This is a genomic window from Streptomyces sp. NPDC093544, from assembly GCF_040683495.1.
In the GTDB taxonomy this organism is placed as follows: domain Bacteria; phylum Actinomycetota; class Actinomycetes; order Streptomycetales; family Streptomycetaceae; genus Streptomyces.
In genome coordinates, this window is record NZ_JBFBEA010000004.1 from 304,686 (window position 1) to 329,109 (window position 24,424).

The following is a 24,424-nucleotide window of genomic DNA, read 5'->3' on the forward strand; positions in this document are numbered from 1 at the left end:
GACGTCCCTCCTCTCTCATGCGTTCAACGTCAGCCCTCGTCCGGGCCACCGCTCTCCTTGTCGTCCGCCGCCTCGGCCGTCGCGTCCTCGGACTTGACGGCAGAGGCACCGGGCTGGGGCTCGGCGACGGCCACCCGCGCGGGGCGGATGGTGCGCTCGCCGAAGCGATACCCCGGCTGCAGAATCGCCACGCACGTCGTCTCCGTGACATCCGGCGCGTACGAGTGCATCAGGGCCTCGTGGATCATCGGGTCGAAGGGCTCGCCCTCCTTGCCGAAGGTCTGAAGCCCCAGCTTCGCCGCGACGGTCTCCAGCGACTCGCCCACCGACTTGAAGCCGCCGACCAGTTCGCCGTGATCCCGCGCGCGACCGATGTCGTCGAGCACGGGCAGGAGCTCGGTCAGGAGGTTCGCGATGGCGACCTCCTTGACCGCGATCCGGTCGCGCTCGACCCGGCGGCGGTAGTTCTGGTACTCGGCCTGGAGCCGCTGGAGGTCCGCCGTGCGCTCACCGAGCGCCGTGCGCACCTGGTCCAGCTGTGCTGTCAGACCGGCCAGTTGGGCCTGTGCCTGTGCTGCTGCTGATTCGTCCCCGGCCGGAGCCGCCCCCTCGGGGGCGGCTGTCGACTCGGCGTCATCAGGGGTGGCGCCGGAAGGGACGTCAGGCTTCTCTTCGAAGCCCGGGGTCTCCTCCGTCACGCGGCACCGTCCTTGCGGTCACGGTCCTCGTCGACGATCTCCGCGTCGACCACGTCGTCGTCGGCCCTCGGAGCCTCGTCGCCGGGGGTGTCACCCGCGGCCTGGGCGGCGTTGGCATCGGCGTACATCGCCTGGCCAAGCTTCTGCGAGACCGCGGCGACCTTCTCCGTGGCGGTACGGATCTCGACGGCGTCCTCGCCCTTGAGCGCGGCCTTCAGCTCCTCGACGGACGCCTCGACCTCGATCTTGACGTCACCCGGGACCTTGTCCTCGTTGTCCTTGAGGAACTTCTCCGTCTGGTAGACGAGCTGCTCGCCCTGGTTACGGGACTCGGCGGCCTCGCGGCGGGCGTGGTCCTCCTCCGCGTACTTCTCGGCCTCTTCGCGCATCCGGTTGACCTCGTCCTTCGGCAGCGAGGAGCCACCGGTGACGGTCATCTTCTGCTCCTTGCCCGTGCCGAGGTCCTTGGCCGTGACGTGCATGATGCCGTTGGCGTCGATGTCGAAGGCGACCTCGATCTGCGGGACACCACGCGGGGCCGGCGGCAGACCGGTCAGCTCGAACATCCCGAGCTTCTTGTTGTACGCCGCGATCTCGCGCTCGCCCTGGTAGACCTGGATCTGTACGGAGGGCTGGTTGTCCTCGGCGGTGGTGAAGATCTCGGACCGCTTGGTCGGGATCGTGGTGTTGCGCTCGATGAGCTTGGTCATGATCCCTCCCTTGGTCTCGATACCGAGGGACAGCGGGGTGACGTCGAGGAGCAGGACGTCCTTGACCTCGCCCTTGAGGACACCGGCCTGGAGGGCGGCGCCGATGGCGACGACCTCGTCCGGGTTCACACCCTTGTTCGCCTCGTTGCCACCGGTCAGCTCCTTGACGAGCTCGGCGACGGCGGGCATACGGGTGGAGCCACCGACGAGAACGACGTGGTCGATCTCGGAGAGGTTGATCCCGGCGTCCTTGATGACGTTGTGGAACGGCGTCTTGCAGCGCTCCAGAAGGTCAGCGGTGAGCTGCTGGAACTGGGCGCGCGTGAGCTTCTCGTCCAGGTGCAGCGGGCCCTCGGCGGAGGCCGTGATGTAGGGCAGGTTGATCGAGGTCTCGGTGGACGAGGACAGCTCGATCTTGGCCTTCTCGGCGGCCTCGCGGAGGCGCTGGAGGGCCATCTTGTCCTTGCCCAGGTCAACGCCGTGACCGGAGCGGAACTGCTGCACCAGGTAGTCGACGACGCGCTGGTCCCAGTCGTCACCACCGAGGTGGTTGTCGCCGTTCGTGGCCTTCACCTCGACGACGCCGTCGCCGATCTCCAGCAGCGAGACGTCGAAGGTGCCGCCACCGAGGTCGAAGACGAGGATCGTCTGGTCGTCCTTGTCGAGGCCGTACGCCAGGGCGGCGGCCGTCGGCTCGTTGACGATACGCAGGACGTTCAGGCCCGCGATCTCGCCGGCCTCCTTCGTCGCCTGACGCTCGGAGTCGTTGAAGTACGCCGGGACGGTGATGACCGCGTCGGCCACCTTCTCGCCCAGGTAGGCCTCGGCGTCGCGCTTCAGCTTCTGCAGGATGAAGGCGCTCATCTGCTGCGGGTTGAAGCTCTTGCCGTCGAGCTCGATCTTCCAGTCCGTACCCATGTGACGCTTCACGGACCTGATCGTCCGGTCCACGTTCGTGACCGCCTGGCGCTTGGCGACCTCGCCGACGAGCACCTCACCGTTCTTCGCGAAGGCGACGACGGACGGCGTGGTCCTGGCACCCTCGGCGTTGGTGATGACGGTGGGCTCGCCGCCCTCCAGAACGCTGACGACGGAGTTAGTCGTGCCCAGGTCGATGCCGACCGCACGTGCCATTTCAATTCCTCCAACAATGACTTGAGTGGAACAGACTCAAGTGTGCACGACGCCCGCCACATCGTCAACAGAGCTGAGTCGAGGAGGCTCAACTCTTATCTGTTCCTTACACGCACCTTGCGTCTGACCTGGCGCTTTTCAGCCGGTCCGGTGCTTGGATTTTCAGCCCGTCCGGCGCTCGAGGACGAGCCCTTCGGGCGATCGGGGGCCTGGAGGCAGGGCCCACGGGGGACGGGAACGGGTAGGGGGGCGGGGGCGAGAAACCGCACCCGCACCCCGCACGGGCCGTGCACCCCCCACAAGCACCACCACCGCGACACCCCCCGCCACCCACCACGCCGCGCTCGCACCCACCCACCCCAGATCGATGAGCAAACCGACGAGCGCCCCACCGAAAGCCGCCGTACCGATCACCACCACGACCCCCCGCGACGTCAGTCCGACCCTTCGAAGCCGCCGCCCGAGGTGCCCGCCCGGCCGCCGAGCCGCGAGAGCGAGATCGGCGAGCCCGACAGCGGTCAGCGAGAACAGCGCCGCGACCCCGGACCCCGTCCCCCGGCCCCCGTGCACCAGCACCGCCGCCGAGGCGAGCACGAACCCGGCGAACAGCGCCCCGCACCGCCCCGGCACGATCCGCGCCGGGGGCCGCCCCTGCATCAGGAACCCGGCGAGCGCCGCGGCCAGCACGCTCAGCAGCACCGCCGTACCGTCCATGACCTCGGCCGCCGCACACCCGCTCAGCGCGAAGGCGGTGACGACCCCGACGGTCCCCAGCACCCCGTCGGCGTGATCGAGCGAGACGAAGGCGAACGTGACCAGGACGGTCCAGGCGACGCCCAACACCCCGCCGAGCACGCCGAGTTCGTCGTACGGCACGGTCAGCGCGGCGGCGAGTCCCACCCCTCCCACCTGGACCGCGAGCGGCACGGCCCGCAGATCGGCGACCAGCCCGAGCAGCGCGACCCCGATCCCGACCACAAGGAGCCGCCCGGCCGCCGCCCCCAGCGGAGCGACCTCCGTCCATTCCCCCACCCCGGCCACCAGCGCCGTTCCCCCGAGCACCGCCACCCCGCCCAGCAACGGAACCGGACGCGGGCGCCGCGGCCGTCGCTCGACCACCCCGAAGCGCAGGGCGAACATCCGCAGCAGGGCGGCGAGCGCGGCGGTGAGGAGCAGGGCGGCGAGGGCGGCGACGATTCCGTACAGCACCTCGCCAATTTAGGCGCAAATGTCACAATACTGTGCGAATAACACGATCGGGTTTACGTGTCGGCGTACGGCCGATATGTGGGGCACTCCCGCTCAGGCAACCCTCAGCGACGCAGATCACCGCACCCCTGACTACAGTGCGGCGCAAGAAGTGGGTAGTCTCAGACCGAATACCTAAGTTACCGCTTAGTAATCGCTTTCGTGGTTGCTTGGCGGTCGCTTTGGCGGTCGCTTTGGCGGTCGCTTCAGTAGTCGCTGCCAAGAAACCAAGATCCAGTAACCACCTCGCAGGCCCGAGGAGCCCCCAAATGCAACTCGCCGCGATCATTGTGTCGCTGGTACTCACCGCGGTCGGTGTGGCCCTGTTCAGCAAGGCCATCGCCCAGATCTACCGGTTCGTACGGCTCGGCCAGGACGTCCCCGCGGACACCCGCACCGACGACTGGACCGCGCGCACCGTCACAGTGGTCAGGGAGTTCCTCGGCCACACCCGGATGAACCGCTGGGGCGTGGTCGGCTTCGCGCACTGGTTCGTCGCCATCGGCTTCTACGCGCTGATCGCGACCCTGGTGAACGCCTTCGGGCAGCTCTTCCAGGCCGACTGGGTGCTCCCGATCGTCGGCCACTGGCTGCCGTACGAGATCTTCGTCGAGTTCATCGGCCTGATGACGACCCTCGGCATCCTCACGCTGATCGTCATCCGCCAGCTGTCCAAGTCGGACAAGCCGGGCCGCAAGTCCCGCTTCGCCGGGTCCAACACCGGCCAGGCCTACTTCGTCGAGTCCGTCATCCTGATCATCGGGCTCGCGATCATGACGCTGCGCGGCCTGGAGGGCGCCCTCGCCGACGTGCACGGCTACGAGGCCGCGTACTTCGCCTCGTACCCGATCGTCGCCGCCTTCAGGGGGACGGACGTCGGCACGCTCCAGAACCTGATCTATCTCACCGCGATGATCAAGATCGGCACCTCGTTCATCTGGATGATCGTGGTCTCGCTGAAGACCGACATGGGCGTGGCCTGGCACCGTTTCCTGGCCTTCCCCAACATCTGGTTCAAGCGCAACGCCAAGGGCACGGTCGCGCTCGGCGCGCTGCTGCCGATGACCTCGGGTGGCAAGGACATCGACTTCACCGACCCCGGTGAGGACGATGTCTTCGGTGTCTCCCAGGTCGAGCAGTTCTCCTGGAAGGGTCTGCTGGACTTCTCCACCTGCACCGAGTGCGGGCGCTGTCAGTCGCAGTGCCCGGCCTGGAACACCGGCAAGCCGCTCTCCCCGAAGCTGCTGATCATGTCGCTGCGGGACCACGCCCACGCCAAGGCCCCCTATCTCCTCGCGGGCGGCGGCAAGGACGCGGAGGGCAACGAGAAGGCCACCAAGGAGCAGCTGGCGGACGTCCCTGCCGCCGCCCTCGCGGAGGCCGAGCGCCCGCTCATCGGCACGCTCGAAGAGAACGGCGTCATCGACCCGGACGTGCTGTGGTCGTGCACCACGTGCGGTGCCTGTGTGGAGCAGTGCCCGGTCGACATCGAGCACATCGACCACATCGTCGACATGCGGCGCTACCAGGTGATGATCGAGAGCGCGTTCCCGTCCGAGGCGGGCACGATGCTCAAGAACCTGGAGAAGAAGGGCAACCCCTGGGGGCTGGCCAAGAAGCAGCGCCTGGAGTGGACCAAGGAAGTCGACTTCGAGATCCCGGTCGTCGGCCGCGACATCGAGGACCTGTCCGAGGTCGACTACCTGTACTGGGTCGGCTGCGCCGGCGCCCTGGAGGACCGCGCGAAGAAGACCACCAAGGCCTTCGCCGAGCTCCTGCACATGGCCGGCGTCTCCTTCGCCATCATGGGCGGCGACGAGAAGTGCACCGGCGACTCGGCCCGCCGTCTCGGCAACGAGCCCCTCTTCCAGGAGCTCGGCATGGAGAACGTCGCCGCGTTGAACATGGCGTACGGCGAGGATGACGAGGACCCGGCGACGAAGAAGCCGAAGTCCGCGAAGAAGATCGTCGCCACCTGCCCGCACTGCCTCAACACCATCGGCAACGAGTACCCGCAGCTCGGCGGCGACTACGAGGTCATCCACCACACCCAGCTGCTCCAGCACCTCATCGACGAGGGCAAGCTGGTCCCGGTCACTCCGGTGGAGGGCCTGATCACCTACCACGACCCGTGCTACCTGGGCCGCCACAACAAGATCTACACGCCGCCGCGCGAGATCATGTCCGCCGTCCCCGGCCTGCGACAGCAGGAGATGCACCGCCACAAGGAACGCGGCTTCTGCTGCGGCGCGGGTGGTGCCCGCATGTGGATGGAGGAGCGGATCGGCAAGCGCATCAACAACGAGCGCGTCGACGAGGCCCTCTCCCTGAACCCCGACATCGTCTCCACCGCCTGCCCGTTCTGCCTCGTCATGCTGACCGACTCGGTCAACGGCAAGAAGAACGACGGCCAGGCCAAGGAATCCGTCCAGGTCGTCGACGTGGCCCAGCTGCTCCTCGACTCGGTCAGGACCCCGGCCGACCCGGCGGGTTCGGCGGAGACGGAGAGCGTGCCGGAGCCTGAGCCGGTGAAGTGACGCAGTAGGTACGGCAGTAGGAACATGGGTGGACGCTGTAGGGGCCGAGTTTTCTCGGCCCCTACAGCGTTTCCTACGGGAGTTCCTCAGGGAGTTACGGGAGTTACGGAAGTTCCTCAGGGCGTACTGAGCGCCTGCGTGCCCAACACCCCGACAAGCGCCATCCGTTCGGCGTCCTCGGTGCCGGGCTCAGCCGTGTAGATCATGATCCGCAGATCCGACCCCGCGACGGTCAGCACGTCGCAGTCCAGCGTCAGGGGGCCCACCTGCGGGTGATCGATGGTCTTGCGCGACGCCTCGGGCCGGCCCACCGCGCCCGAGTCCCACAGTTCGGCGAACCGGGCGCTGTTCGTGCGCAGTTCGGTGAGAAGCTGCCGTAGCCGCTGGTCCGCCGGGTACCGGTTCGCCGTCGCGCGCAACTCGGCGACCTGCGTGGCCTCCAGCGTGCGCAGGGCCTCGGGGGTGTGGCGGACGCGGTTGCCCGAGCCGAGGAAGTTGCGCCACACCGCGTTGCGGTCGTTGCCGTGGTACTCGCCCATCAACGCCACGTACAGCGGGTTGGCAAGGAGCAGCGTCCACGCCGCGTCGGAGACCGCGACCGGCGTCCCGGTGAGCCTGTCCAGCATCCGCTGAACGCTCGGTGTGATGTACGCGGGCACGGTGCCCTTCCCCGGCGGTACCAGCCCGGCGACGTGGAAAAGGTGCTCGCGTTCGGCTCCGGACAGCCGCAGCGCCCGGCACAGCGCCTCGACGACCTGCTCCGACGGGTTGGCCGCCCGGCCCTGTTCGAGGCGGGTGACGTAGTCGACCGAGATCCCGGCCAGCAGGGCGAGCTCTTCGCGGCGCAGCCCCTCCGCGCGCCGCCGGCCGCCGACGGGCAGCCCGGCCGCCTCCGGGGAGAGCCGCTCGCGCCAGCGCCGCACCGTGTGCCCGAACTCCGTGGTCGCCATGGATCCACTGTGCACCGCTCCGCTCGGATCGTCCTGGTACTGCCAGTCCCAGGAAAACGGGACGCCTGGCTGACCGCGCCGCTCCGTCGCACTGTGGAGGCATGACCACGACACTGATCACCGGAGCGAACAAGGGTCTCGGCTTCGAGACCGCCCGCCGCCTCATCGCCGCGGGCCACACCGTCCACATCGGAAGCCGCGACGCCGAGCGCGGGCGCCTGGCCGCCGAGCGGCTGGGCGCGCGGGCGGTCCCGCTCGACGTCACCGACGACGCGTCCGTGGCGGCCGCGGTGAAGGCCGTGGAGGCCGACGGCGGCCTTGACGTACTGATCAACAACGCCGGCATCGAGGAGAGGGGTGACAACAACGCCGTGATCGGCGCCGCGGACGTGACCGCCGACCTGATGCGGTCGACGTTCGAGACGAACGTCTTCGGCCTCGTGCGCGTCACCCACGCCTTTCTGCCGCTGCTGCGGCGCTCCGCCGCGCCGGTCGTGGTGAACGTGAGCAGCGGCCTGGGTTCCATGGCCCGGATCACCGCCCCTGACACCCCGGCGTACGGCTACCCGGGCGTCGCCTACCCGGCCTCGAAGACCGCGGTCAACCTGATCACCGTGCAGTACGCGAAGGCGTTCCCCGCCATGCGGATCAACTGCGTCGAGCCCGGCTACACCGCGACCGACCTGAACGGCCGCACCGGCACGCAGACCGTCGAGCAGGGCGCCGAGATCATCGTCCGCATGGCCCTGACCGGCCCGGACGGATCCACCGGGGGCTACTTCGACATCGACGGCCCGATCCCCTGGTAGTCGACGGCCCGATCCTCTGCTAGTCAACAGCCCGATCCCCGGGTGAACCCCGAGTGACCCACCCCGCACGTCGCTCCCCTTAACTCCCCGCCGCAACAGGGCCATCATGTGACGGTTGTTGTCGACGGTGTGTTCGAGATGGATGGTGCGTGTGCGAGGAAACGGGAGCGGAATACGTACGGCGGCTGCCGTCACGGGGCTCGGATGCGCCCTGCTCCTGGCGGGATGTACGGGAGGGGGCGCCGGTAGCTCCTCGGCGCCCGCCGCCCACGACCCCATCGCCGTCGCCAAGGCCCCCGCCCTGCTCCCCGTCCCGCGCGGCAAGGGCAGCGAGACGACGGACGACTTCAACGGCGACGGCCACCCCGACCTCGTACTGAACGATCTCGTCAAGGGCCCCGACGACACCCACGGCGACGACGCGGGCATCGGCATCGTGTACGGATCGGCCCGCGGCCTCACACCCGGCGCGCGCCAACTCCTCAGCCCCACCCGGCAGGCGGCCGCCACGGACGGCCAACTCCCCGCCGTATTCGACGCGGAGGCGAGCGCCGACCTGGACGGGGACGGCTTCACGGACCTCGTGGTCTCCACGGATCCGCCGTACAACGGACAGGGCATGCCCCCCGTACCCCTCCAGATCCTCTTCGGCTCCCCCTCGGGCCTGACGGGCAAGGCCGTCAAGCTGGCCATCCCCGCGAAGGCACGCTTCGGCAACGAGTGGCCGGACCAGCCGGTCCCCGGCGACTTCGACGGCGACGGCGCGACGGACCTCGTCGTGCACGCTTCGAACGGTCAACTCAGCTATCTGCGCGGCCCGTTCACCCGCAAGGGCGCCCCGCGCGCGGCGGGCGCCCCCCTCGCCTCCCCGGGCAACGTGCCCACGGGCCCCGCTGCCGACGTGAACGACGACGGCTACGACGACCTCCTCGTCCGTACGGCGGAAGGCGCCGCCGGGTCCGCGATCGTCCTCGGCGGCCCGGCGGGCCCCACCCGCACCGGCGCCACCCTGCCCACCGGAATCGACGTCGCCCTCGGCAGCTTCGGCAAGGGCAAGGCCCTGGACGCGGCGGTCGGTGCGATGGGCGGAACCTCGCTGCGCTACGACCTGCCCGGCACCGCCCGCGGGAGCCTCACCACCGCGGGCTCGGTGCTCGACTCCGGCGACTTCGACGGGGACGGCCTCAGCGAACTCGTCTCCAGCGGCTCGGAGCTACGGCTGCTGCGCGGCCGTACGACCGGCCCGTCCACGGCGGGCATGGTGACCGTGCAGCCGCCCGCCCAGGGCACCACCCGCGTCCTCGCCGTCGCCGACTTCACCGGGGACGGACGCGCGGACCTGGTGGTACGGACGTACCCGGGAGAGACGAAGGACACGGTCGCGGTGTACCCGGGTGCGAAGGAGGGCCTGGTGGCGAAGAAGCCGACGGTCACTTTCTCCACGTCCGAGTTCCTCGGAACGGACTCCTGACGCCTGACTCCTGACTCCTGACGCCTGACGCCTGACGCCTCGAAATTCCTTGAGTCGGGTCCTGGTTCCTCGGATCGGACTGCCGGCACATCCGTCACACCAGCATCAAAGATTCACCGAACTCACGTACAACCCTTACTCACTTGGAGCGGTCTCCTGACTGGTGACCTGCCTGCACGCCCGGGACAACCCGCGGCGACAGCGCACGGTCCCACCCACCGACTGCGGATGCCCGCCCGGCATCCCTGCATGCCGCAGGAGAACCCCGCAACATGCACAACCACCACCCGCGCCCCGTCCACGGGCCCCGGCTTCCTTCCTGGAGCCCCGCCATGCGTACCCGCACCTTCCTCCTGGCCGCCACCCTCACCACCGGCCTGCTCACCGCGCTGCCCGCCACCACGGCCGCCGCCGCACCCTCCGGTCTTGCGGGGGACTTCAACGGCGACGGCTACCGGGACCTCGCCATCGGCGCGTTCAGTGCCGACGTGGGCTCCGTCCGGAGCGCCGGTGCCGTAGTCGTCCTGTACGGATCGGCCTCCGGCGTCTCGGCCGCCAAGAAGACCGTGATCACCCAGAACTCCGCCGGAGTGCCGGGCACGGCCGAGTCCGACGACCGCTTCGGCAACAGCCTCGCCGCCGGCGACCTGAACGCCGACGGCTACGCCGACCTCGTCGTAGGCGCCCAGTACGAGAGCATCGGCGACCGCGACGGCGTCGGCACGGCCACCATCATCTGGGGCGGCAAGAAGGGTCTGACCGGCGGCTCGGCCCTGCCGCAGCCGTCCGGGCTCACCGAATGGGGCGGCTACTCCTCCGGCATCGCGACCGGCGACTTCGACGGCGACGGCAGGACGGATGTCACGGTCACCGGCCAGAGCCGCACCCTCCTCTACAAGGGCCCCTTCGCCCGTACCGGCAAGCCCGCGAGCCAGTCCGGCGTCTACGAGGTCGGCTCGACGTACGACGTCATCGCGGGCGACCTGAACGGCGACCGCGCGGCCGAGCGCGTCTACCCGTTCAGCACCGACGCCGACCAGGGCGGCGACATCCGCTACCTCAGCCACGACCCCGACGGCTACGACACCCACCCCGAGTCGGACTACGCCCAGACCTACCTGCCGAAGGCCGACGGCTCCCTCGGCACGGTCGGCGACATCAACGGCGACGGCTACGGCGACCTCGTCCTCGGCGACTACGAGGACCCGCGCAAGGGCAAGTCCGCCGGTCACAAGGGCGGCCAGATCGCCGTCTGGTACGGCAGCGCCACCGGCCCCGACCCGGCGCAGAAGCCGACCGTCATCCACCAGGACACCGCCGGTGTGCCCGGCACGGGCGAGGCCGACGACCTGTTCGGCTCGGCGGTGAGCGTCGGCGACGTCAACGGCGACAAGTACGCCGACGTCGCGGTCGGCGCCCTCGGCGAGGACAACGGCACCGCCAAGGAGTCGGGTTCCGTCACCATCCTGTTCGGCTCGGCCTCCGGGCTGAAGGGCTCCGGCGCCAAGACGTACACGCAGAACACCACGGGCGTCCCCGGCACCAACGAGACCAACGACGCCTTCGGCCAGTCGGTCCGCCTGGTCGACCTCGACAAGAACGGCAAGGCCGACCTGGTCGTCGGCGCCGGCACCGAGAACGGCTACGGCGCGGTCACCGTCCTGCGCGGCAGCGCCTCCGGCCTCACCACCACCGGCGCCAAGACCCTCACCGCCCGCGACGTCTCCCTCAAGGGCGGCGCCGACTTCGGCTGGACCATCGCCCAGTGACGCGCCGCCAACCCCCTTACTCAGCAAGGACATTCATGCGCATCCGGGCCACCGCCGCCCTCGTCGCCGCGACCCTGACCCCGCTCGCCCTGTCCGCGCCCGCCGCCCACGCCGCCACCCCCGCCACCCCGTACGACTTCAACGGCGACGGCCGGGCCGACCTGGCGATCGGCGCGCCCGGCGCCACCGTCAGCGGCAAGTCCAAGGCGGGCGCGGTCTCCGTCGTCTACGGTAGCTCGACCGGCCTCAAGAGCTCGACGTACAAGCTGATCACCCAGAACTCGACCGGCATACCCGACACCGCCGAGACGGGCGATGCCTTCGGCTCCTCCATCGCCTCCGCCGACCTGAACCGCGACGGCTACGCGGACCTCCTGATCGGCGCCCCCGGAGAGGACGTGGACGGCGACACCAACGACGGCACGATAGCCATCGTCTGGGGCTCGAAGTCCGGCCTGTCCGGCGGCCGTACGCTCGTCAACCACAACCAGCGCGAGAACGACCGCTACGGCCTGGCCGTGGCCGCCGGCGACTTCGACGGCGACGGACGGGACGAGGTCGCGACCGGCTCGAACGGCATGTTCGGCCTCAACTTCGTGTCCGGACCCTTCACCAAGACCGGCGACTTCGGCGGCGGCAACGGCGGATCCTTCGAGTACACATCTCGTCCCTACTCGTCGTCGTACGGCATCGAGTACCTCTCCTCCGGAGACGTCACGGGCGCCGGGTTCGACAGCCTGGTCGTGCACGGCCGTGCCACCGGCACCGACGACGCGGTCACCTCCCTGGTGGACGGCCGGATCGGCAACTTCGTCGACTGGCTGCAGTACCTGCCCTCCGGTTACGTCTCCGCGGTCGGCGACATCGACGGCGACGGCCACGCCGACATCGCCGTCGGCAACCACCGCGAGACCTCCGCCGACCCCTCGGGCGCGCTCGGCGGCAAGGTCACGGTCGTCTACGGCGGTTCCGACGGCCCGGACACCAGCCGCACCCCGCGCGTCCTCACCCAGGCCACCGCGGGCGTTCCCGGCACGGCGGAGAAGGGCGACGGCTTCGGCAGCGGCGTCTCCCTCGGCGACATCAACGGCGACGGGTACGCCGACCTGGCCGTCGGCGCCGCGACCGAGTCGACCGGCTCGGTCACCGTCCTGTACGGCTCGGCCTCCGGCCTGACCACCAAGGGCGCCAAGACGTACACGCAGAACACGGCCGGCGTGCCCGGTACCGAGGAGAAGGCCGATCACTTCGGCGGCCGCACCACCCTGCTCGACCACTCCGGCGACCGCCGCGCCGACCTCTCCGTCTCCGCCCCTGGCGAGAACGCGGGCGACGGCGCGGTCTGGTCCCTGCGCGGCACGACGACCGGCCCCACGACGACCGGAGCGACGAGCTTCGGCCCGTCGGCGACAGGGATCCCGACCACCGGCAGCCCCGGCTACGGCACGACGCTGGGCGGCTGAACCCCGCCCGCACACACGCACCACTGGCGCTCGGCGGCTGAACCCCGCCCACACACACGCACCACTGGCACTGGACGGCTGAACCCCGCCCACACGCACGCACCACTGGCACTGGACGGCTGAACCCCGCCCACACACACGCACCACTGGCACTCGGCGGCTGAACCCCGCCCACACACACGCACCACTGGCACTGGACGGCTGAACCCCGCCCACACACACCACTCACTGCCTCTGATCGCCCACACCGAGCACAGGGAATCTCAGATGCTCCAGCACCACCGCCGGATCGCCCTCGCGACCGCCACCGCCGCCGCGCTGACGGGCGGCCTGCTCACCTTCTCCGCCGGTACGGCGACCGCCGCGACCCCGGCCCGCCAGTACAAGGCCGACTTCAACCGCGACGGCTACGGCGACGTCGCGTTCGCCGCCCCGTACGCGAAGGTCGGCGGCAAGAACATGGCCGGCTACGTCGCCGTGGTCTACGGCAGCTCGACCGGCCTCAACTCGGCCAAGCGCACCGTCGTCAGCCAGAACACCGCCGGCGTGCCCGGCACCGCCGAGACCGAGGACGGCTTCGGTGAGGCGATCGCCGTGGCCGACCTCAACGGCGACGGCTACACCGACCTCGCGGTCGGCACCCCCGGCGAGGACAACGGCTCGGACGTCGACGGCGGCGCCATCACCGTGCTGTGGGGCTCGTCGAGCGGCCTCAAGAACGGCACCTCGGTGAAGGACCCCGCACCCACGAAGCACGACAACTGGGGCCGGGTACTGGCCGCCGGCGACTTCAACGGCGACGGCAAGGCCGACCTGGCCTCCGGCACCAGCGCCTCGTACGTCTACGTCGTCAAGGGCCGCTTCACCAAGTCAGGCACCACAGGCGGCACTCAGAAGGTCAACCTGCCCGAGAAAGCGATGTTCGGCGTCGACGCCATGAGCGCGGGCAACACCAACGGCGACACGAAGTCCGACCTCGTCCTCACCTACCGCACGGCACTCGCCTCGGCCCCGTCGGGCAGCTGGTCCAAGGGCGTCGCCTACCTCGGCGCCTCCACCGGCCTGGTCGTGTCCCAGCCGCGCCCGCTGAACGGCGGCACCTCCGTCGCCCTCGGGGACATCGACGGCGACGGCTACGACGAGATCGCCCTCGGCAACGTCTTCGGCGAGGACAGCGATCACACCGGCACCCTCGGCGGCCAGGTCGTCGTCATTCGCGGCAGCGCGGGCGGCCCGGTCAACGGCGACGCGCCCATGGCCGAACTCACCCAGGCCTCCACCGGCGTCCCCGGCACCGACAAGGCGGACGACGGCTTCGGCGGTGACGTCTCCATCGCCGACACCAACGGCGACGGCTACGGCGACCTCGCCATCGGAGTCGTCTTCAAGGACATCGGCGCGGCCGAGGACACCGGTCTCGTCGTGCTGATGAACGGCTCGTCCCAGGGTGTCTCCCGCACCGGCGCCCGGACCGTCTCCCAGAACACCGTCGGCGTCCCCGGCACCAACGAGGACATGGACTACTTCGGCTCCGACCTCCTGCTGACGGACGTGAACAAGGACGGCCGCGCCGACCTGACCGTGGGCGCCGCCTTCGAGGACGAGGGCGTCGGCGCGGTCACCGCTCTGCGCGGCTCCGCGACCGGCATCACCGCCACCGGCTCCAAGTCCTTCGGCCCGGGCACCTTCGGTCTCTCCCGCACGTACGGCGCATTCGGCACCGGCCTGACCGGCTGACCCGGAGGGTGTGACATCCCGTAGGGGGCGCCAAGGAATCCCCCTACGGGATGTCACAGCTCAGCCGCAAAGCCGGGCTCGGAAGGCCGGTCCCGGCGCATCACTCTCCGGGACCAGGTACGTTCGATAACGTGGCTGGATTCAGGATCGGACGCGGCCGGGACAACCGCGCCCCGCAAGGGCGACCGCAACAGCAGCAACCGTCGTACGGGCAGCAGGCCCCGCAGCCTCCCCAGGGAGGCCGGCCGTCGTACGGCTACCCACCTGCGCCGCCGCAGCAGCAACCGTACGGCGGGCAGCAGGGGGGCTGGCCCCAGGCCGGGAACGGCGGGGGCGGTGGTGGTGGCTACGGCTACGGCGAGCCGGAGTACTTCGGTGACGGGCACCCGCAGCAGGGCCCGGACCCTTACGCGGCGAACCAGCCCGGCCACACGCAGGCCTTCTCGATCGGCGAGGACCCGTACGTCCAGGGCGACACCTACCGCGCCGGCCAGGCCGCGGCCCCGCCGGTGGGCCCGCGTCTGCACTGGAAGGACCTGCTGAAGGGCATCATCGCCCGCCCGAACCCGACCTTCCTCCAGATGCGCGACTACGCGATGTGGGCCCCGGCCCTCATCGTGACGTTCCTCTACGGCCTGCTCGCCGTCTTCGGCTTCGACGGAGCCCGCGAGGACGCGATAAACGCCACCCTGTCGAACGCGATCCCGATCGTCCTGACAACGGCCGTCGCGATCGTGCTCAGCACGTTCATCCTCGGTGTGGTCACCCACACCCTGGCCCGCCAGCTCGGCGGCGACGGCGCCTGGCAGCCCACGGTCGGCCTCTCGATGCTGATCATGTCCCTCACGGACACCCCGCGCCTGGTCGTCGCCATGTTCTTCGGCGGCGACGCGTCCTTCGTCCAGCTCCTGGGCTGGGCCACCTGGGTCGCCGCGGGCGCCCTGCTGACCCTCATGGTCAGCAAGTCCCACGACCTCCCGTGGCCGAAGGCCCTCGCCGCCTCGGCGATCCAGCTGATCGCGATCCTGTCGATCATCAAGCTGGGTACGTTCTAGACAACCTCAGCGGCACACGTGAAGGGCCCCGGTCGAGCACTCGACCGGGGCCCTTCGTTACGTGGCTACGGGGCCCTCAGTACGTGGCCAGGGGCTCTCACTCGTGGCTATCGGACGTCTACGAAGTCGCCGGTCGCGCTGACCGCCGGAGTCGTCGTCGTGCCCGCGAAGCTGTAGCGGAAGTAGCCGTCGGTGGAGGCGGTGACGGTCGTCCTGAGGCTGCCCGTCGAGTTGGACTTGATCGTCTTCACCGTGGTGTAGGTGTTGCTGTTCTTCTTGCGGAACTGCAGCTTCACGGACTGATTCGTGTAGCCGTGGTACTTGTTGTCCTCCCAGTTGGCCCGGGAGAGCTTGCCGGTGACGGTGATGGTCTTGCCCTTCTTCACCGGCTCCGGCGAGGCGTTGACCGTCAGCTTCGAGTAGCGCTGCACCTTGAACGTGGTGGCCGCGTCCCGGTGGATGTAGTTGGAGTCGTTGGCGGAGACCAGCGTGGCGAGGTTCCAGGTGGCCGCCGCGCCGTTATCGACGAAACCGGTCGCCGCCTGCGGGTCGAACGTCAACGTGCCCGTGCAGGTCGACGTGGTGGCGCTCGCCTTGACGCACTTGATCTTGCCGTCGTCGTACCAGATCTGCGCGAAGTTCGGCTTCGGACCGGAGGCGCTGATGTACGTGGTCTGCGCGATGCCCGAATCGTCCGACGCGGTCACGGACACCTTGGCAGACACCACGTTGGCGGTACCGACCACGACCGGTTTGCCGCCGTTGACGACGACCTTGTCGATCGTGATGTTGCCCGAACCGCCGTCAGCCGCCTGGGCCGCGGTGGCACCGGTTGCGGTGGCGACCAGCGCGACGCTGGTGCCGAGCAGGGCAAGGCGCGCGATTGTGCGCATGAACGTCCCCCCATGGAGTCCTTGATTGACCAGAGGGAGCGTACGGCTCAGGCCAACGGTTCACCACGTCGTTCTTCCGACGCCTTCAGCACACCCAGCCTGTCCAGCTCAGAGCGCTTCCCTGTTCACCTTGACCGCTTCCCCCGACCTGTGCACCGGAGGCAAGACACTCCAGGCTCGGTGACCCTCTGAGGGACGTTCGAGACGTGGTCTCCCCCTCGCCAAGGATCTGCGATCCACCAGCGCATCCGCCTGAGAGCCCCCCATGCCAGCAACCGATCGTGATAATCGGTCGGGTTCACGCATCAGAAACTCGGGAAGCTCCAAAGGCTCGCTGCCCCTCGGGGCGGCACCTTGGACCAGGGAGAGAACTTGCTGGCGAATCTACTGCCGGGCTTTCGTGATGTCCGAGCGCCGCTCTCGACGGGATGCATCTGGCTCCTGACACTGTGGATGATCCTGGAGGACCGTGTTCCGACGCCACAGCAGGCTCACGGTGTCTGGGCTTCCCTGTATCGCCTTGGCGGTTTGATAGGTCCCGCTGGAGTACTCGCGGCGGTCGCCTTCCTTGCCTATCTCATCGGCGCCATGCTCGCCGTCCGAGTAGTCACCGTGAACGCGAGGGAAGCGCCGAAGGCCGCGAGGTTCTGGAGCACCAAGACAGACCTCACGCCTCGCGTGTCCCAGCTTGCGTACGACGACCTGGTCAGCTTCCTTCAGGATCACGAACGGGTGCCCGCCGCGGAACCGGAGGTCCCCGCGACGGGGAGGTCGGAGCGCGAGGACGGCCGACGCCTCGTGGTGAATTTGGCAGTACGAGACATCCTTGGTGAGACACGCCAACTCCGCACCAAACTGCTGATCGCCAACTACGACTTGTTCAACGAGTACGACCGAGCGGTGGGTGAGGCAGAGTTCCGCAAGAACGTCGCCTACGCTCTCCTGGGTCTCACGGCTGCGCTCACTTGGATGCAATCGCCTTGGTGGGCCTTCCTCCTAATTGTTTCCACCCGGCTATACGTTGCCGGCACGGGAAGCGAGCGAGCAGCCAACGACGTCATCGTCCAGGCAGTAGTGGCGGGCCTCATCACCCCGCTCTCGATGACCGGAGCCGCAGGTGTGCCGGCCATTCCTACGGGACGGAGCCAGTAGACGGGGACGCTCTCAGAACCTGGCCGTGGGCCACGGCGCCGCAGCGAGTCCAACTGTTTCCACCTGGCGCTGGCCGTGTCCTGGCAAGTGGTCGCCCTGTCGGTGACGGACGACGGGGGAGCCGATACCGCTCCGAAGGTCGAGCACCGGGACCAGGAGGCGGAGCACGGCCGGGGGCTGGGCATGGTCTGCGCGATTGCCCACCGGTTGGTGGTCCACGACAGCGACGGCGGCCACACAGTCACCGCGGAGCTCTTCACGGACACGCACCCGGGCCAGGATGCAGACGTGACCTTCATGATTGTTCGTGGGAGCGCCCAGAACGGGCCGTACCGCTGCCCCTGCTGCGGGTTCATCACCCTGGCCGAGCGTGGAACGTTCGAGACCTGCGATATCTGCTACTGGGAGGACGACGGCCAGGACGAGCACGACGCCGACGAGGTACGCGGCGGTCCCAACCACGACCTCAGCCTGCGGCAGGCACAAAGGAACTTTGAAGCGATGGGCGCCTGCAACGAGTACTGCACCCAATTCGTACGTGCCCCGTTGCCCAAGGAACACCCGGATGGCGGCACGCCGTACGGAACAGCAACGCTCCGCTCGTGGTCGTGACATCCCACGGCTCCCGCCGCACCATAAGCGCACCAGATCCAGCGGGCAACAGCGGGGAACCACGGTGAAAGCGGCCAAGCCCACCGAGGCCATGCCTGGGTCGTCAGAGCAGGTCAGCGGCCGACCGAGCCTCAAATGAACGCAGCTTCCCAAGCTGAGGTCACACCAGGGCACCGCAGTTGGTCTGCCAGAGCCGGCCGCCGCCGTGGAGGATGACCGCATGCATTACTTCAACGGGGCCGGTTGGCTCGCGATGTTCACCGGCACGGAGACGATGATGGCTCGGACTGTGGACGTGGACGCGTGGGACACGGCGACAGGCGTTGCCCTAGTTGTCGATCCGCAGCGCGGTACTCGGCGCCTGGTGACGGACTACCCGGACTTCTCGCACCTGGAGCAAGCCGACCAAGTGGTGGCCGCCATCCCCGGAGGGGGCTGGCGTGCGTACTGGAAGGACGAGGGCCCCGAGAACGGGCCGTTGACCGAACAGGTCCTTGCATGGCTCGTCACCTCCAAGGGGCGAACCACTCCAATCACCGTCGACAAGCACGGACATGTGGACGACGCTGATAGCGCCGATCGCCTCCTTCCGCCCGAAGAGGAGTGAAGGAGCCTGCGCGGCGTGAGTGTCTAACTGCGTGACAACGCCGACGAACACCGGCGGACGACCGCGGACGTCTGCGGATCGTCAGCGCAGGTGAAAGCCACCTCAGCCCAAGGCAGCGCCCCCACCCAAGTTGCTTCGGGATGAAGCAGTCACCCGGAAAAGCCTTGGAGCTCTGAGCCGTGGCGGCTGTACGGTCACGTTGCCCCGACAAACGGCGCTCGGAGGCGCCCCAGGCGGAAGCCAAACCGGTGGGAGTAAGAGGCAGCTCGCAGGGTGGTCGCACGCGTGGCGCACGATCGGCGTCCTGAGTAGTCCCCACCGGCCCCCGGCAGTTGTCCGTGGCAGAACCGTGCCAGGTTGGCCGGGAACCCACGAGGAATCGCGGACGAGTAAGCGTCGACGCCAAGCGGCGATCAGGCCACTCCCGCGCAGGTCAGAGGCCCAACTACCTCTAGATCACCCGAGCTTCCCTAGCTCAGGGCTCGGCCATCGGATACGCGGTGGCCACCTGACGCGTGGTTCTGTACCTTGCCCCCATGACCGACAACCAAAGGGGCAATGCCGCGTAGGCGCCCGTCAGCCCTACGGGACGACCTGCCTCTCCGCCCCTGGAGGCGGCGACGGTACCCGTTCATTGATCGCCTTTCAGGATCTTGCACAGCTGACCTGCGTCGGCTAGAGCGGACCCGCTTCTGGCCCGAAGCCACAGAAGAAGCGTTCTGGCACTGGCAGGCATTTGCCCATGGCCCCCTCAGACAACTTGTAGATCCACTCACAGGTCCTGATTGCGGCATCCCTGAGTGCGGGTGTTACGGTGCCGGCTTCCGCGAGCACCTCGAAGCCGTGCTTCACGCACTGCCCAGGAAGAGCGCGCGTGAGTTGCGCGCCCTCGTGTGGGCCCTCGATGGGAAGATTCTGGCAAGGGCCAAGGTCATTCCGGCTGACAGCCTGAACGTGCCATGGTGGCGAGGCCAGCTCTAGGACCATGGGCGGCCGTCTCCGTTTCCGTCTCATTCAGCCCCGTTCACGGTCGTTCAGGCGGGACCCGAAGCCGTCCCCGCACACGTAGCCAACCGCCCATGAACGCAAGTGAACTCCCCTGCACCCACCCCAACACCCCACCACGACAGTTGGAAAGAGTGCAGGCCGACTGCATATTGGCTCGCCGTTCGGCCGCAGCCTGCGTATGGTCACGCGTCGGGATGACCCCGTTGGGTGAGGGCATGTGCGGTGCCTCGAAGAGCGGAGCAGGGTGAGCAAGAGACGCTACGTTGCGAGGGGTGTGCCGGGTGGCTATCGGATCTGGGACAACCGCGGACGTCGATGGTGGGGCAACCTCTACGAGCTGTGCCCTGACGATCTCTTGGCCGAGCTCAACAGCCAGGCAGACCCGACGCGGATCACTGCGCTAACGAAGCGCTACAGGGCGCTGAAGCGATAGGTATCGCCGAGTCGTGGATGACGCGGCACGCACCACAACCGCACTAGATCGAGCGGGGAACCACGGTGCAGGCGGCCGGGTCCGAGTAGGCCACGACCCCAACGTTCGCCCAGGTCAGCACGTCAACTGACAGCAAGAGCTCGCAGGTTCCCAAGCTGGGGTCTCGGCAGGGTTCTCCCGCTTAGCAGCGGTCTCGGTCGTCACCCTGCCCTCGTAGGGGGTGCTGGCCTGTCGTGCGGCAGGATGTCCCCTCATGAGCGATGCTCCCGTCCCCTCAGTGGGTGATCCCGCCGCCGAGTCCATCGAGCGCGGTCAGCAGGCTGCCACGAGGGGAGATTGGAAGACGGCTGTATCCGCTTGGATCACTGGTTCCAATGCCGGAAGCCTGGAATCGGCGAACCTGGTGCTCACGGCGATCCCACCCCTGAAGACCCAGGCCGATGATGGGGACGTTGATGCGCAGGCTCTTCTGGCCGGAGTGCTGCTCGACTTTGCGGACGCTTCTGCTCTGCCGATGGTGTTGACCTACGCAACAGCCGCGGCACGGGCCGGACACCGGGCAGCCCAACGCACCCTGGGCGTCATGTACCGCACCGGCCGCGGAGTCGAGACAGACGCGCACCAAGCCGAGGCGCTCTTCACAGCGGCTGCCAAGGCGGGCGACCCGTACGCCGCTTTCAACCTCGCGGGCATGCACATCACGGGCGATGCCCAGGTGAGAGACCACGACCAGTGCTTGCGTCTCCTGCGCCAAGCTGTCAGCGGGGGCGTGACCGAGGCCGCTGCCGTGCTCGGCGACCGACTCGCCGCCATCGACGAGGACGCCGAAGCCCTGAGCTGGTATCTGCATGCCGCCCGGCGGGGCCACGCGGGTTCGATGCTTGCCGCCGGGTGCTCGTACCGCGACGGCCTGGGAACAGAGCCGGACCCGGTCCAAGCCGTGCGGTGGTTCCTGGCAATGCTCGACAGGGGCAACAGAGACGGGATCCATGAGGCGATCCAGCTGGTGAAGCAGGGCATGACCGACGAGCAGATCCGCACCGCTGGTCAACTGGCCGGCCGTGCCTCCGAAGCTGAAATGCTCATCCGCATGGCCCTTGAGCACGGCGGGTGATCGGCCGCGTCCCTCGCGGAGGATGAGGGGGGTGGGGATCCACGGCCTGCACATAGTCCCGAGGTGGCTCCCGGGAACCTTTATGCCCACCCCCCTTGACCGCGGACCTCGAAGGTTCTCTGACCGGACTCATTTCACCAGGCAAACTAGCAAGCGGCACTGACAACAACCTGGCGCCAGGAGGCCCGACGGAGCCTCGCTGCGGTACAGCAGCGAAGTACCGCAACCACAGCAGCCGTCCCCATCCCGCAGCGTCTCTGTAGACCCGACGCGCGGCCTGTATGACCTTCAATGACCGATCTCTGTAGAGCTACGGATCAGAAGGCGCCGCGCCCCAGTCTTGTCCGACCGGGCGGGGAACTACGGTGATTCGCGGCCACTCCCGGGCGGCGGGCGAGTCAACGGCCTCTGACCGATTACCTGGTCAGGGGCCGTTCACCTGCGGTGGGCGTGGGATTTGAACAGTGAAGCTCCAGTATTGGTGGCGGGTCTCCTCGCCACGCGCGTTGCGCAGCACGCCAAGACTCGAAGACTCCCGCTAGTTGATCAAGCAGGCCCTTGGCAGCGAACAATGCCACGCTCGCCACGCCCGAGCCGGCCAGAACCCAGAGCGTGATGGTCACATCCACTGGTTCCATGCTCCTCTCACTGTCTGACAACGCGTCCGTTGATGGGAACACGCTCCAAGGGAAGCTGTGCGTCGCAGCTGTCCACCAGTACCTCGGACGTTCCTGCTGAACTCCGGACAGTCGGCTCACCGCGCCCTAGTCTGAACGGAACTGAGCTGGACAGTTGTGGCCGATGCTGGACGACTCTGGACAGGCGTCGGCAACGAACCATGAGACGGGGCGGGGCGATGACTGATGACTCTCTGGCGAAACAGCTGGGTCACTTGCGTGTCCGGGCTGGCAACCCCTCGCTGCGAGACCTGGAGAAGCTCACCGATCGCCAAGGCAGAAGGATGAGCCGGGCCTCTATCCAGGATAAGTTCTCCGGAACTAGTGGTCTGAAAATGGTCCAGGTGCTAGCTCTGGTTCGAGCATGCGCCGACTACGCACATTCGATCGGCGCTCCGCTCCCGCCTGAAGATACCGATGAGCAAGTTTGGCAAGAAAAGGCAGCACACCCCACTGCGCCCAAAAATCGGCATGCCGTTGAACCGCCACGCGAGACGGACCCTAAGGCGTCTCAGGATCAGAAGACCGGCGACCCATCCGATCTAGAGGCACTAATCCCGCCCCTCATCAACGCCGGCATGGACGATATCTCAAGTCTCGCAAGACAGGGGGCAGGCCAACCCCTAGAAACATGGCTGCCAACTGTCGTTGTCGCACTCGGCTACGCACATATGGATTACCAAGGTTTCCTCAACTTGGCCGCCCATGCACCACCCGGCCAGATCGTGAAAATCCTCGGATCGATACCTGAGGACGGTCCCGAAAGTATCGGCAACCGATACTTCCAGACCTGCCTGCTGACTCAGCACCCCTCCGAGATACCCAAGCTCCTGGTCGCACTTCGCCGGGCCGAATGGGAGCTGAGCTTCTGGTACGCGCACAATTTCGTTGACGCCATTCTCGGCAAAGGCGACTGGCTAGGGGGCACCAGGCCAGATCTGGCCGACGTCCTGCGAGCGCTGCGCGCGGCCACACTGAAGGATGACGCCGATAAACTCGCAGAGAATATCGGGCTGCATTCATGGCCCAGAATAACATTGGCGACTGCCGGAGCTATCCCTAAAGACTTTCTCGGGGATCGAGAGCTCATCCTACATGCAGGCTCACAGGGTGGACCGCATCGACTCTTGAGGTTGATCGACTGCCTGAAAACAGAGCAGATTCAGGGAATCGAATCGCACACGACGCTGGAATATCTACTGGCAGCGGTACCCATGGGCAAGCATGCGGATTTCTCTCGCATACTCAACGACGCCGGGTTGAAGTCCGAGGCTCAACGCCTGTTGGAACTGGAAAAAGAAATTCCATTCTGACACTCTGGCAACTGCGACATACACAGAAAGCACGCCCCCGGTCCACATCAGACTCGGGGGCGTGCGCTCGTAGGCCGATAAGCGGGTTCTCTTCCCCACCCACATCTAGCGATGATCAGCTGCACGCCTTCTCGATGGCCTCGAAGATGTCAGCGTCGGTCCCCTGCTGCCAGGACGGCAGGTCTGGCCAGTCCACCACGTAGCCCGGCTTCGGCTCCTCGAGTTCCTGGAACCTGAAGACCTGGAGGAACTGGTCGCGTTCATCGGCTCGTCTCAGTTGCCGTCTCATTCAGACCCGTTCACCGCCGTTCAGGCAAGACTGCGAGTCCGATACGACGCGAGGCCAAGACGTCCATGAACGCAGGTGAACGCGCCTGAACTCCGCCCACCGCCCCACCAACACAGTTGGAAAGCGTGTTGGTGAGGGAAGTCTTCTTGGCATGGACGCATGGGGGACGCTTCTGGCAACCATTACCGGCGCGGCGATCGCTCTGCTGGGACAGCACCTGAACAAACGCAGTGAGGCACGCGCCAAGACTGTCGAGCTGCTGATGGATGCCTGCGCCCAAATCGCGGCTTCGAGCGGAGATTTCCTCAACCGCGTCTGGGAAGAGCAGGTACTGAACCTTGAGGGCCGCGTGATCGAGTGGGATCTGGCGAGCCATCGTCTGGCATCCGCACGGCTGCAGATCCTGGCCCACGACGCTGGGCTGTTGGCCGCGCTATGCGAGGTCAATGACGCCGGCCAGGCTCTGGGAGCCTATTGGCGACGGGGTGACGCGGAAGAGTCCGAGTACCGAGCCCGGCGGGACCGGTGCCGTGCAGCCATGCACTCGTTCATCGAGCAGAGCAGCCGTGTGATCGGCAAGCGCCTGGAGCGCCCCTGACGGACCGCCGCACCACAACCGCACCAGATCGAGCGGGGAACATCGGGGAATCGCGAGAAACGCAGGCGTCGCCGAGGTCAGCGCCGAACCGGCCACGAATGATCGCAGCTTCCCAAGCTGAGAGCGCGAGCGCGTTCGTGGCCTGGG

At 67.8% G+C, this 24,424-nt stretch carries 20 protein-coding genes and 1 pseudogene; 15 read left to right on the top strand and 6 right to left on the bottom strand.

Features of this window, described 5'->3' with window-relative positions; genetic code table 11:
• Positions 1 to 29 precede the first annotated feature (29 nt).
• The 3 genes from grpE to AB0N66_RS07630 form a co-directional block, all read right to left on the bottom strand.
• Positions 30 to 698, bottom strand: a complete 669-nt coding sequence (gene grpE, locus AB0N66_RS07620) for a nucleotide exchange factor GrpE (protein ID WP_365430014.1) — start codon at positions 696 to 698, stop codon at positions 30 to 32.
• A complete protein-coding gene (gene dnaK / locus AB0N66_RS07625; RefSeq protein ID WP_365430016.1) occupies positions 695 to 2,542 on the bottom strand; it encodes a molecular chaperone DnaK in 1,848 nt (615 codons plus the stop codon). The genes grpE and dnaK overlap by 4 nt, the downstream gene beginning before the upstream one ends.
• A 162-nt stretch (positions 2,543 to 2,704) precedes the next feature.
• Positions 2,705 to 3,751, bottom strand: a complete 1,047-nt coding sequence (locus AB0N66_RS07630; RefSeq protein WP_365430018.1) for an undecaprenyl/decaprenyl-phosphate alpha-N-acetylglucosaminyl 1-phosphate transferase — start codon at positions 3,749 to 3,751, stop codon at positions 2,705 to 2,707.
• Positions 3,752 to 4,059: 308 nt separating this feature from the next.
• Between AB0N66_RS07630 and AB0N66_RS07635 the strand changes: the two genes are divergently transcribed.
• Positions 4,060 to 6,327: a heterodisulfide reductase-related iron-sulfur binding cluster gene (locus AB0N66_RS07635; RefSeq protein ID WP_365430020.1), complete on the top strand. Its 2,268-nt coding sequence runs from the start codon at positions 4,060 to 4,062 to the stop codon at positions 6,325 to 6,327.
• Positions 6,328 to 6,443: 116 nt separating this feature from the next.
• Here AB0N66_RS07635 and AB0N66_RS07640 read toward each other — a convergent pair whose 3' ends face one another.
• Complete coding sequence (locus AB0N66_RS07640; RefSeq protein WP_365430022.1) at positions 6,444 to 7,277, bottom strand: helix-turn-helix transcriptional regulator; 834 nt, start codon at positions 7,275 to 7,277, stop codon at positions 6,444 to 6,446.
• A gap of 101 nt (positions 7,278 to 7,378) precedes the next feature.
• Here AB0N66_RS07640 and AB0N66_RS07645 point away from each other — a divergent pair, with 101 nt between their 5' ends.
• The 6 genes from AB0N66_RS07645 to AB0N66_RS07670 all read left to right on the top strand — a co-directional run bounded on the left by AB0N66_RS07645 (position 7,379) and on the right by AB0N66_RS07670 (position 15,581).
• Positions 7,379 to 8,086, top strand: coding sequence for an SDR family NAD(P)-dependent oxidoreductase (locus tag AB0N66_RS07645; protein WP_365430024.1), 708 nt, complete (start codon positions 7,379 to 7,381; stop codon positions 8,084 to 8,086).
• A gap of 151 nt (positions 8,087 to 8,237) precedes the next feature.
• A complete protein-coding gene (locus AB0N66_RS07650) occupies positions 8,238 to 9,557 on the top strand; it encodes a VCBS repeat-containing protein (protein ID WP_365430026.1) in 1,320 nt (439 codons plus the stop codon).
• A gap of 332 nt (positions 9,558 to 9,889) precedes the next feature.
• A complete protein-coding gene (locus tag AB0N66_RS07655; protein WP_365430028.1) occupies positions 9,890 to 11,326 on the top strand; it encodes an FG-GAP-like repeat-containing protein in 1,437 nt (478 codons plus the stop codon).
• 35 nt (positions 11,327 to 11,361) lie between these two features.
• Positions 11,362 to 12,789, top strand: a complete 1,428-nt coding sequence (locus tag AB0N66_RS07660) for an FG-GAP-like repeat-containing protein (protein ID WP_365430030.1) — start codon at positions 11,362 to 11,364, stop codon at positions 12,787 to 12,789.
• 267 nt (positions 12,790 to 13,056) lie between these two features.
• Entirely contained in the window at positions 13,057 to 14,526 is a 1,470-nt protein-coding gene (locus AB0N66_RS07665) for an FG-GAP repeat protein (RefSeq protein ID WP_365430032.1), read from the top strand.
• A 50-nt stretch (positions 14,527 to 14,576) separates the two neighbouring features.
• The gene (locus AB0N66_RS07670; RefSeq protein WP_365430034.1) at positions 14,577 to 15,581 is read left to right on the top strand and encodes a Yip1 family protein; all 1,005 of its coding nucleotides are present in this window, start codon (positions 14,577 to 14,579) and stop codon (positions 15,579 to 15,581) included.
• Between the two features lie 107 nt (positions 15,582 to 15,688).
• On the opposite strand, the gene AB0N66_RS07675 is transcribed toward AB0N66_RS07670, so the two are convergent.
• On the bottom strand, positions 15,689 to 16,474 hold the full coding sequence (locus tag AB0N66_RS07675; RefSeq protein WP_365430036.1) for a single-stranded DNA-binding protein: 786 nt from the start codon (positions 16,472 to 16,474) through the stop codon (positions 15,689 to 15,691).
• Between the two features lie 453 nt (positions 16,475 to 16,927).
• On the opposite strand from AB0N66_RS07675, the gene AB0N66_RS07680 reads away from it, so the two are divergent.
• The 7 genes and pseudogenes from AB0N66_RS07680 (at position 16,928) to AB0N66_RS07710 (ending at position 23,390) form a co-directional block, all read left to right on the top strand.
• Entirely contained in the window at positions 16,928 to 17,626 is a 699-nt protein-coding gene (locus tag AB0N66_RS07680) for a hypothetical protein (RefSeq protein WP_365430038.1), read from the top strand.
• A 57-nt stretch (positions 17,627 to 17,683) separates the two neighbouring features.
• A pseudogene (locus tag AB0N66_RS07685) lies at positions 17,684 to 17,890 on the top strand (ATP-binding protein); the annotation flags it as partial.
• Between the two features lie 33 nt (positions 17,891 to 17,923).
• Positions 17,924 to 18,238 carry a CPCC family cysteine-rich protein gene (locus AB0N66_RS07690; protein WP_365430242.1) on the top strand — a complete coding sequence of 105 codons (315 nt, stop codon included), beginning with the start codon at positions 17,924 to 17,926 and terminating at the stop codon, positions 18,236 to 18,238.
• Positions 18,239 to 18,458: 220 nt separating this feature from the next.
• Complete coding sequence (locus AB0N66_RS07695) at positions 18,459 to 18,845, top strand: hypothetical protein (protein WP_365430040.1); 387 nt, start codon at positions 18,459 to 18,461, stop codon at positions 18,843 to 18,845.
• Between the two features lie 1,252 nt (positions 18,846 to 20,097).
• Positions 20,098 to 20,286: a hypothetical protein gene (locus tag AB0N66_RS07700; protein WP_365430042.1), complete on the top strand. Its 189-nt coding sequence runs from the start codon at positions 20,098 to 20,100 to the stop codon at positions 20,284 to 20,286.
• 277 nt (positions 20,287 to 20,563) lie between these two features.
• Positions 20,564 to 21,400, top strand: coding sequence for a tetratricopeptide repeat protein (locus AB0N66_RS07705; RefSeq protein WP_365430044.1), 837 nt, complete (start codon positions 20,564 to 20,566; stop codon positions 21,398 to 21,400).
• A gap of 856 nt (positions 21,401 to 22,256) precedes the next feature.
• On the top strand, positions 22,257 to 23,390 hold the full coding sequence (locus AB0N66_RS07710) for a hypothetical protein (protein WP_365430046.1): 1,134 nt from the start codon (positions 22,257 to 22,259) through the stop codon (positions 23,388 to 23,390).
• A 115-nt stretch (positions 23,391 to 23,505) separates the two neighbouring features.
• Here AB0N66_RS07710 and AB0N66_RS07715 read toward each other — a convergent pair whose 3' ends face one another.
• On the bottom strand, positions 23,506 to 23,679 hold the full coding sequence (locus AB0N66_RS07715) for a hypothetical protein (RefSeq protein WP_365430250.1): 174 nt from the start codon (positions 23,677 to 23,679) through the stop codon (positions 23,506 to 23,508).
• A gap of 151 nt (positions 23,680 to 23,830) precedes the next feature.
• Here AB0N66_RS07715 and AB0N66_RS07720 point away from each other — a divergent pair, with 151 nt between their 5' ends.
• Positions 23,831 to 24,277 carry a hypothetical protein gene (locus AB0N66_RS07720; protein WP_365430048.1) on the top strand — a complete coding sequence of 149 codons (447 nt, stop codon included), beginning with the start codon at positions 23,831 to 23,833 and terminating at the stop codon, positions 24,275 to 24,277.
• The last annotated feature ends 147 nt before the right edge of the window (positions 24,278 to 24,424 follow it).

What these genes read in the sequence shown, in the direction of transcription:
- dnaK (WP_365430016.1), bottom strand. Translation starts at nt 2,542, where the DNA reads ATGGCACGTGCGGTCGGCATCGACCTGGGCACGACTAACTCCGTCGTC.
- AB0N66_RS07635 (WP_365430020.1), top strand. Translation starts at nt 4,060, where the DNA reads ATGCAACTCGCCGCGATCATTGTGTCGCTGGTACTCACCGCGGTCGGT.
- AB0N66_RS07640 (WP_365430022.1), bottom strand. Translation starts at nt 7,277, where the DNA reads ATGGCGACCACGGAGTTCGGGCACACGGTGCGGCGCTGGCGCGAGCGG.
- AB0N66_RS07645 (WP_365430024.1), top strand. Translation starts at nt 7,379, where the DNA reads ATGACCACGACACTGATCACCGGAGCGAACAAGGGTCTCGGCTTCGAG.
- AB0N66_RS07655 (WP_365430028.1), top strand. Translation starts at nt 9,890, where the DNA reads ATGCGTACCCGCACCTTCCTCCTGGCCGCCACCCTCACCACCGGCCTG.
- AB0N66_RS07660 (WP_365430030.1), top strand. Translation starts at nt 11,362, where the DNA reads ATGCGCATCCGGGCCACCGCCGCCCTCGTCGCCGCGACCCTGACCCCG.
- AB0N66_RS07665 (WP_365430032.1), top strand. Translation starts at nt 13,057, where the DNA reads ATGCTCCAGCACCACCGCCGGATCGCCCTCGCGACCGCCACCGCCGCC.
- AB0N66_RS07670 (WP_365430034.1), top strand. Translation starts at nt 14,577, where the DNA reads ATGTCACAGCTCAGCCGCAAAGCCGGGCTCGGAAGGCCGGTCCCGGCG.
- AB0N66_RS07675 (WP_365430036.1), bottom strand. Translation starts at nt 16,474, where the DNA reads ATGCGCACAATCGCGCGCCTTGCCCTGCTCGGCACCAGCGTCGCGCTG.
- AB0N66_RS07680 (WP_365430038.1), top strand. Translation starts at nt 16,928, where the DNA reads ATGATCCTGGAGGACCGTGTTCCGACGCCACAGCAGGCTCACGGTGTC.
- AB0N66_RS07690 (WP_365430242.1), top strand. Translation starts at nt 17,924, where the DNA reads ATGATTGTTCGTGGGAGCGCCCAGAACGGGCCGTACCGCTGCCCCTGC.
- AB0N66_RS07695 (WP_365430040.1), top strand. Translation starts at nt 18,459, where the DNA reads ATGCATTACTTCAACGGGGCCGGTTGGCTCGCGATGTTCACCGGCACG.
- AB0N66_RS07710 (WP_365430046.1), top strand. Translation starts at nt 22,257, where the DNA reads ATGACTGATGACTCTCTGGCGAAACAGCTGGGTCACTTGCGTGTCCGG.
- AB0N66_RS07715 (WP_365430250.1), bottom strand. Translation starts at nt 23,679, where the DNA reads ATGAGACGGCAACTGAGACGAGCCGATGAACGCGACCAGTTCCTCCAG.
- AB0N66_RS07720 (WP_365430048.1), top strand. Translation starts at nt 23,831, where the DNA reads ATGGACGCATGGGGGACGCTTCTGGCAACCATTACCGGCGCGGCGATC.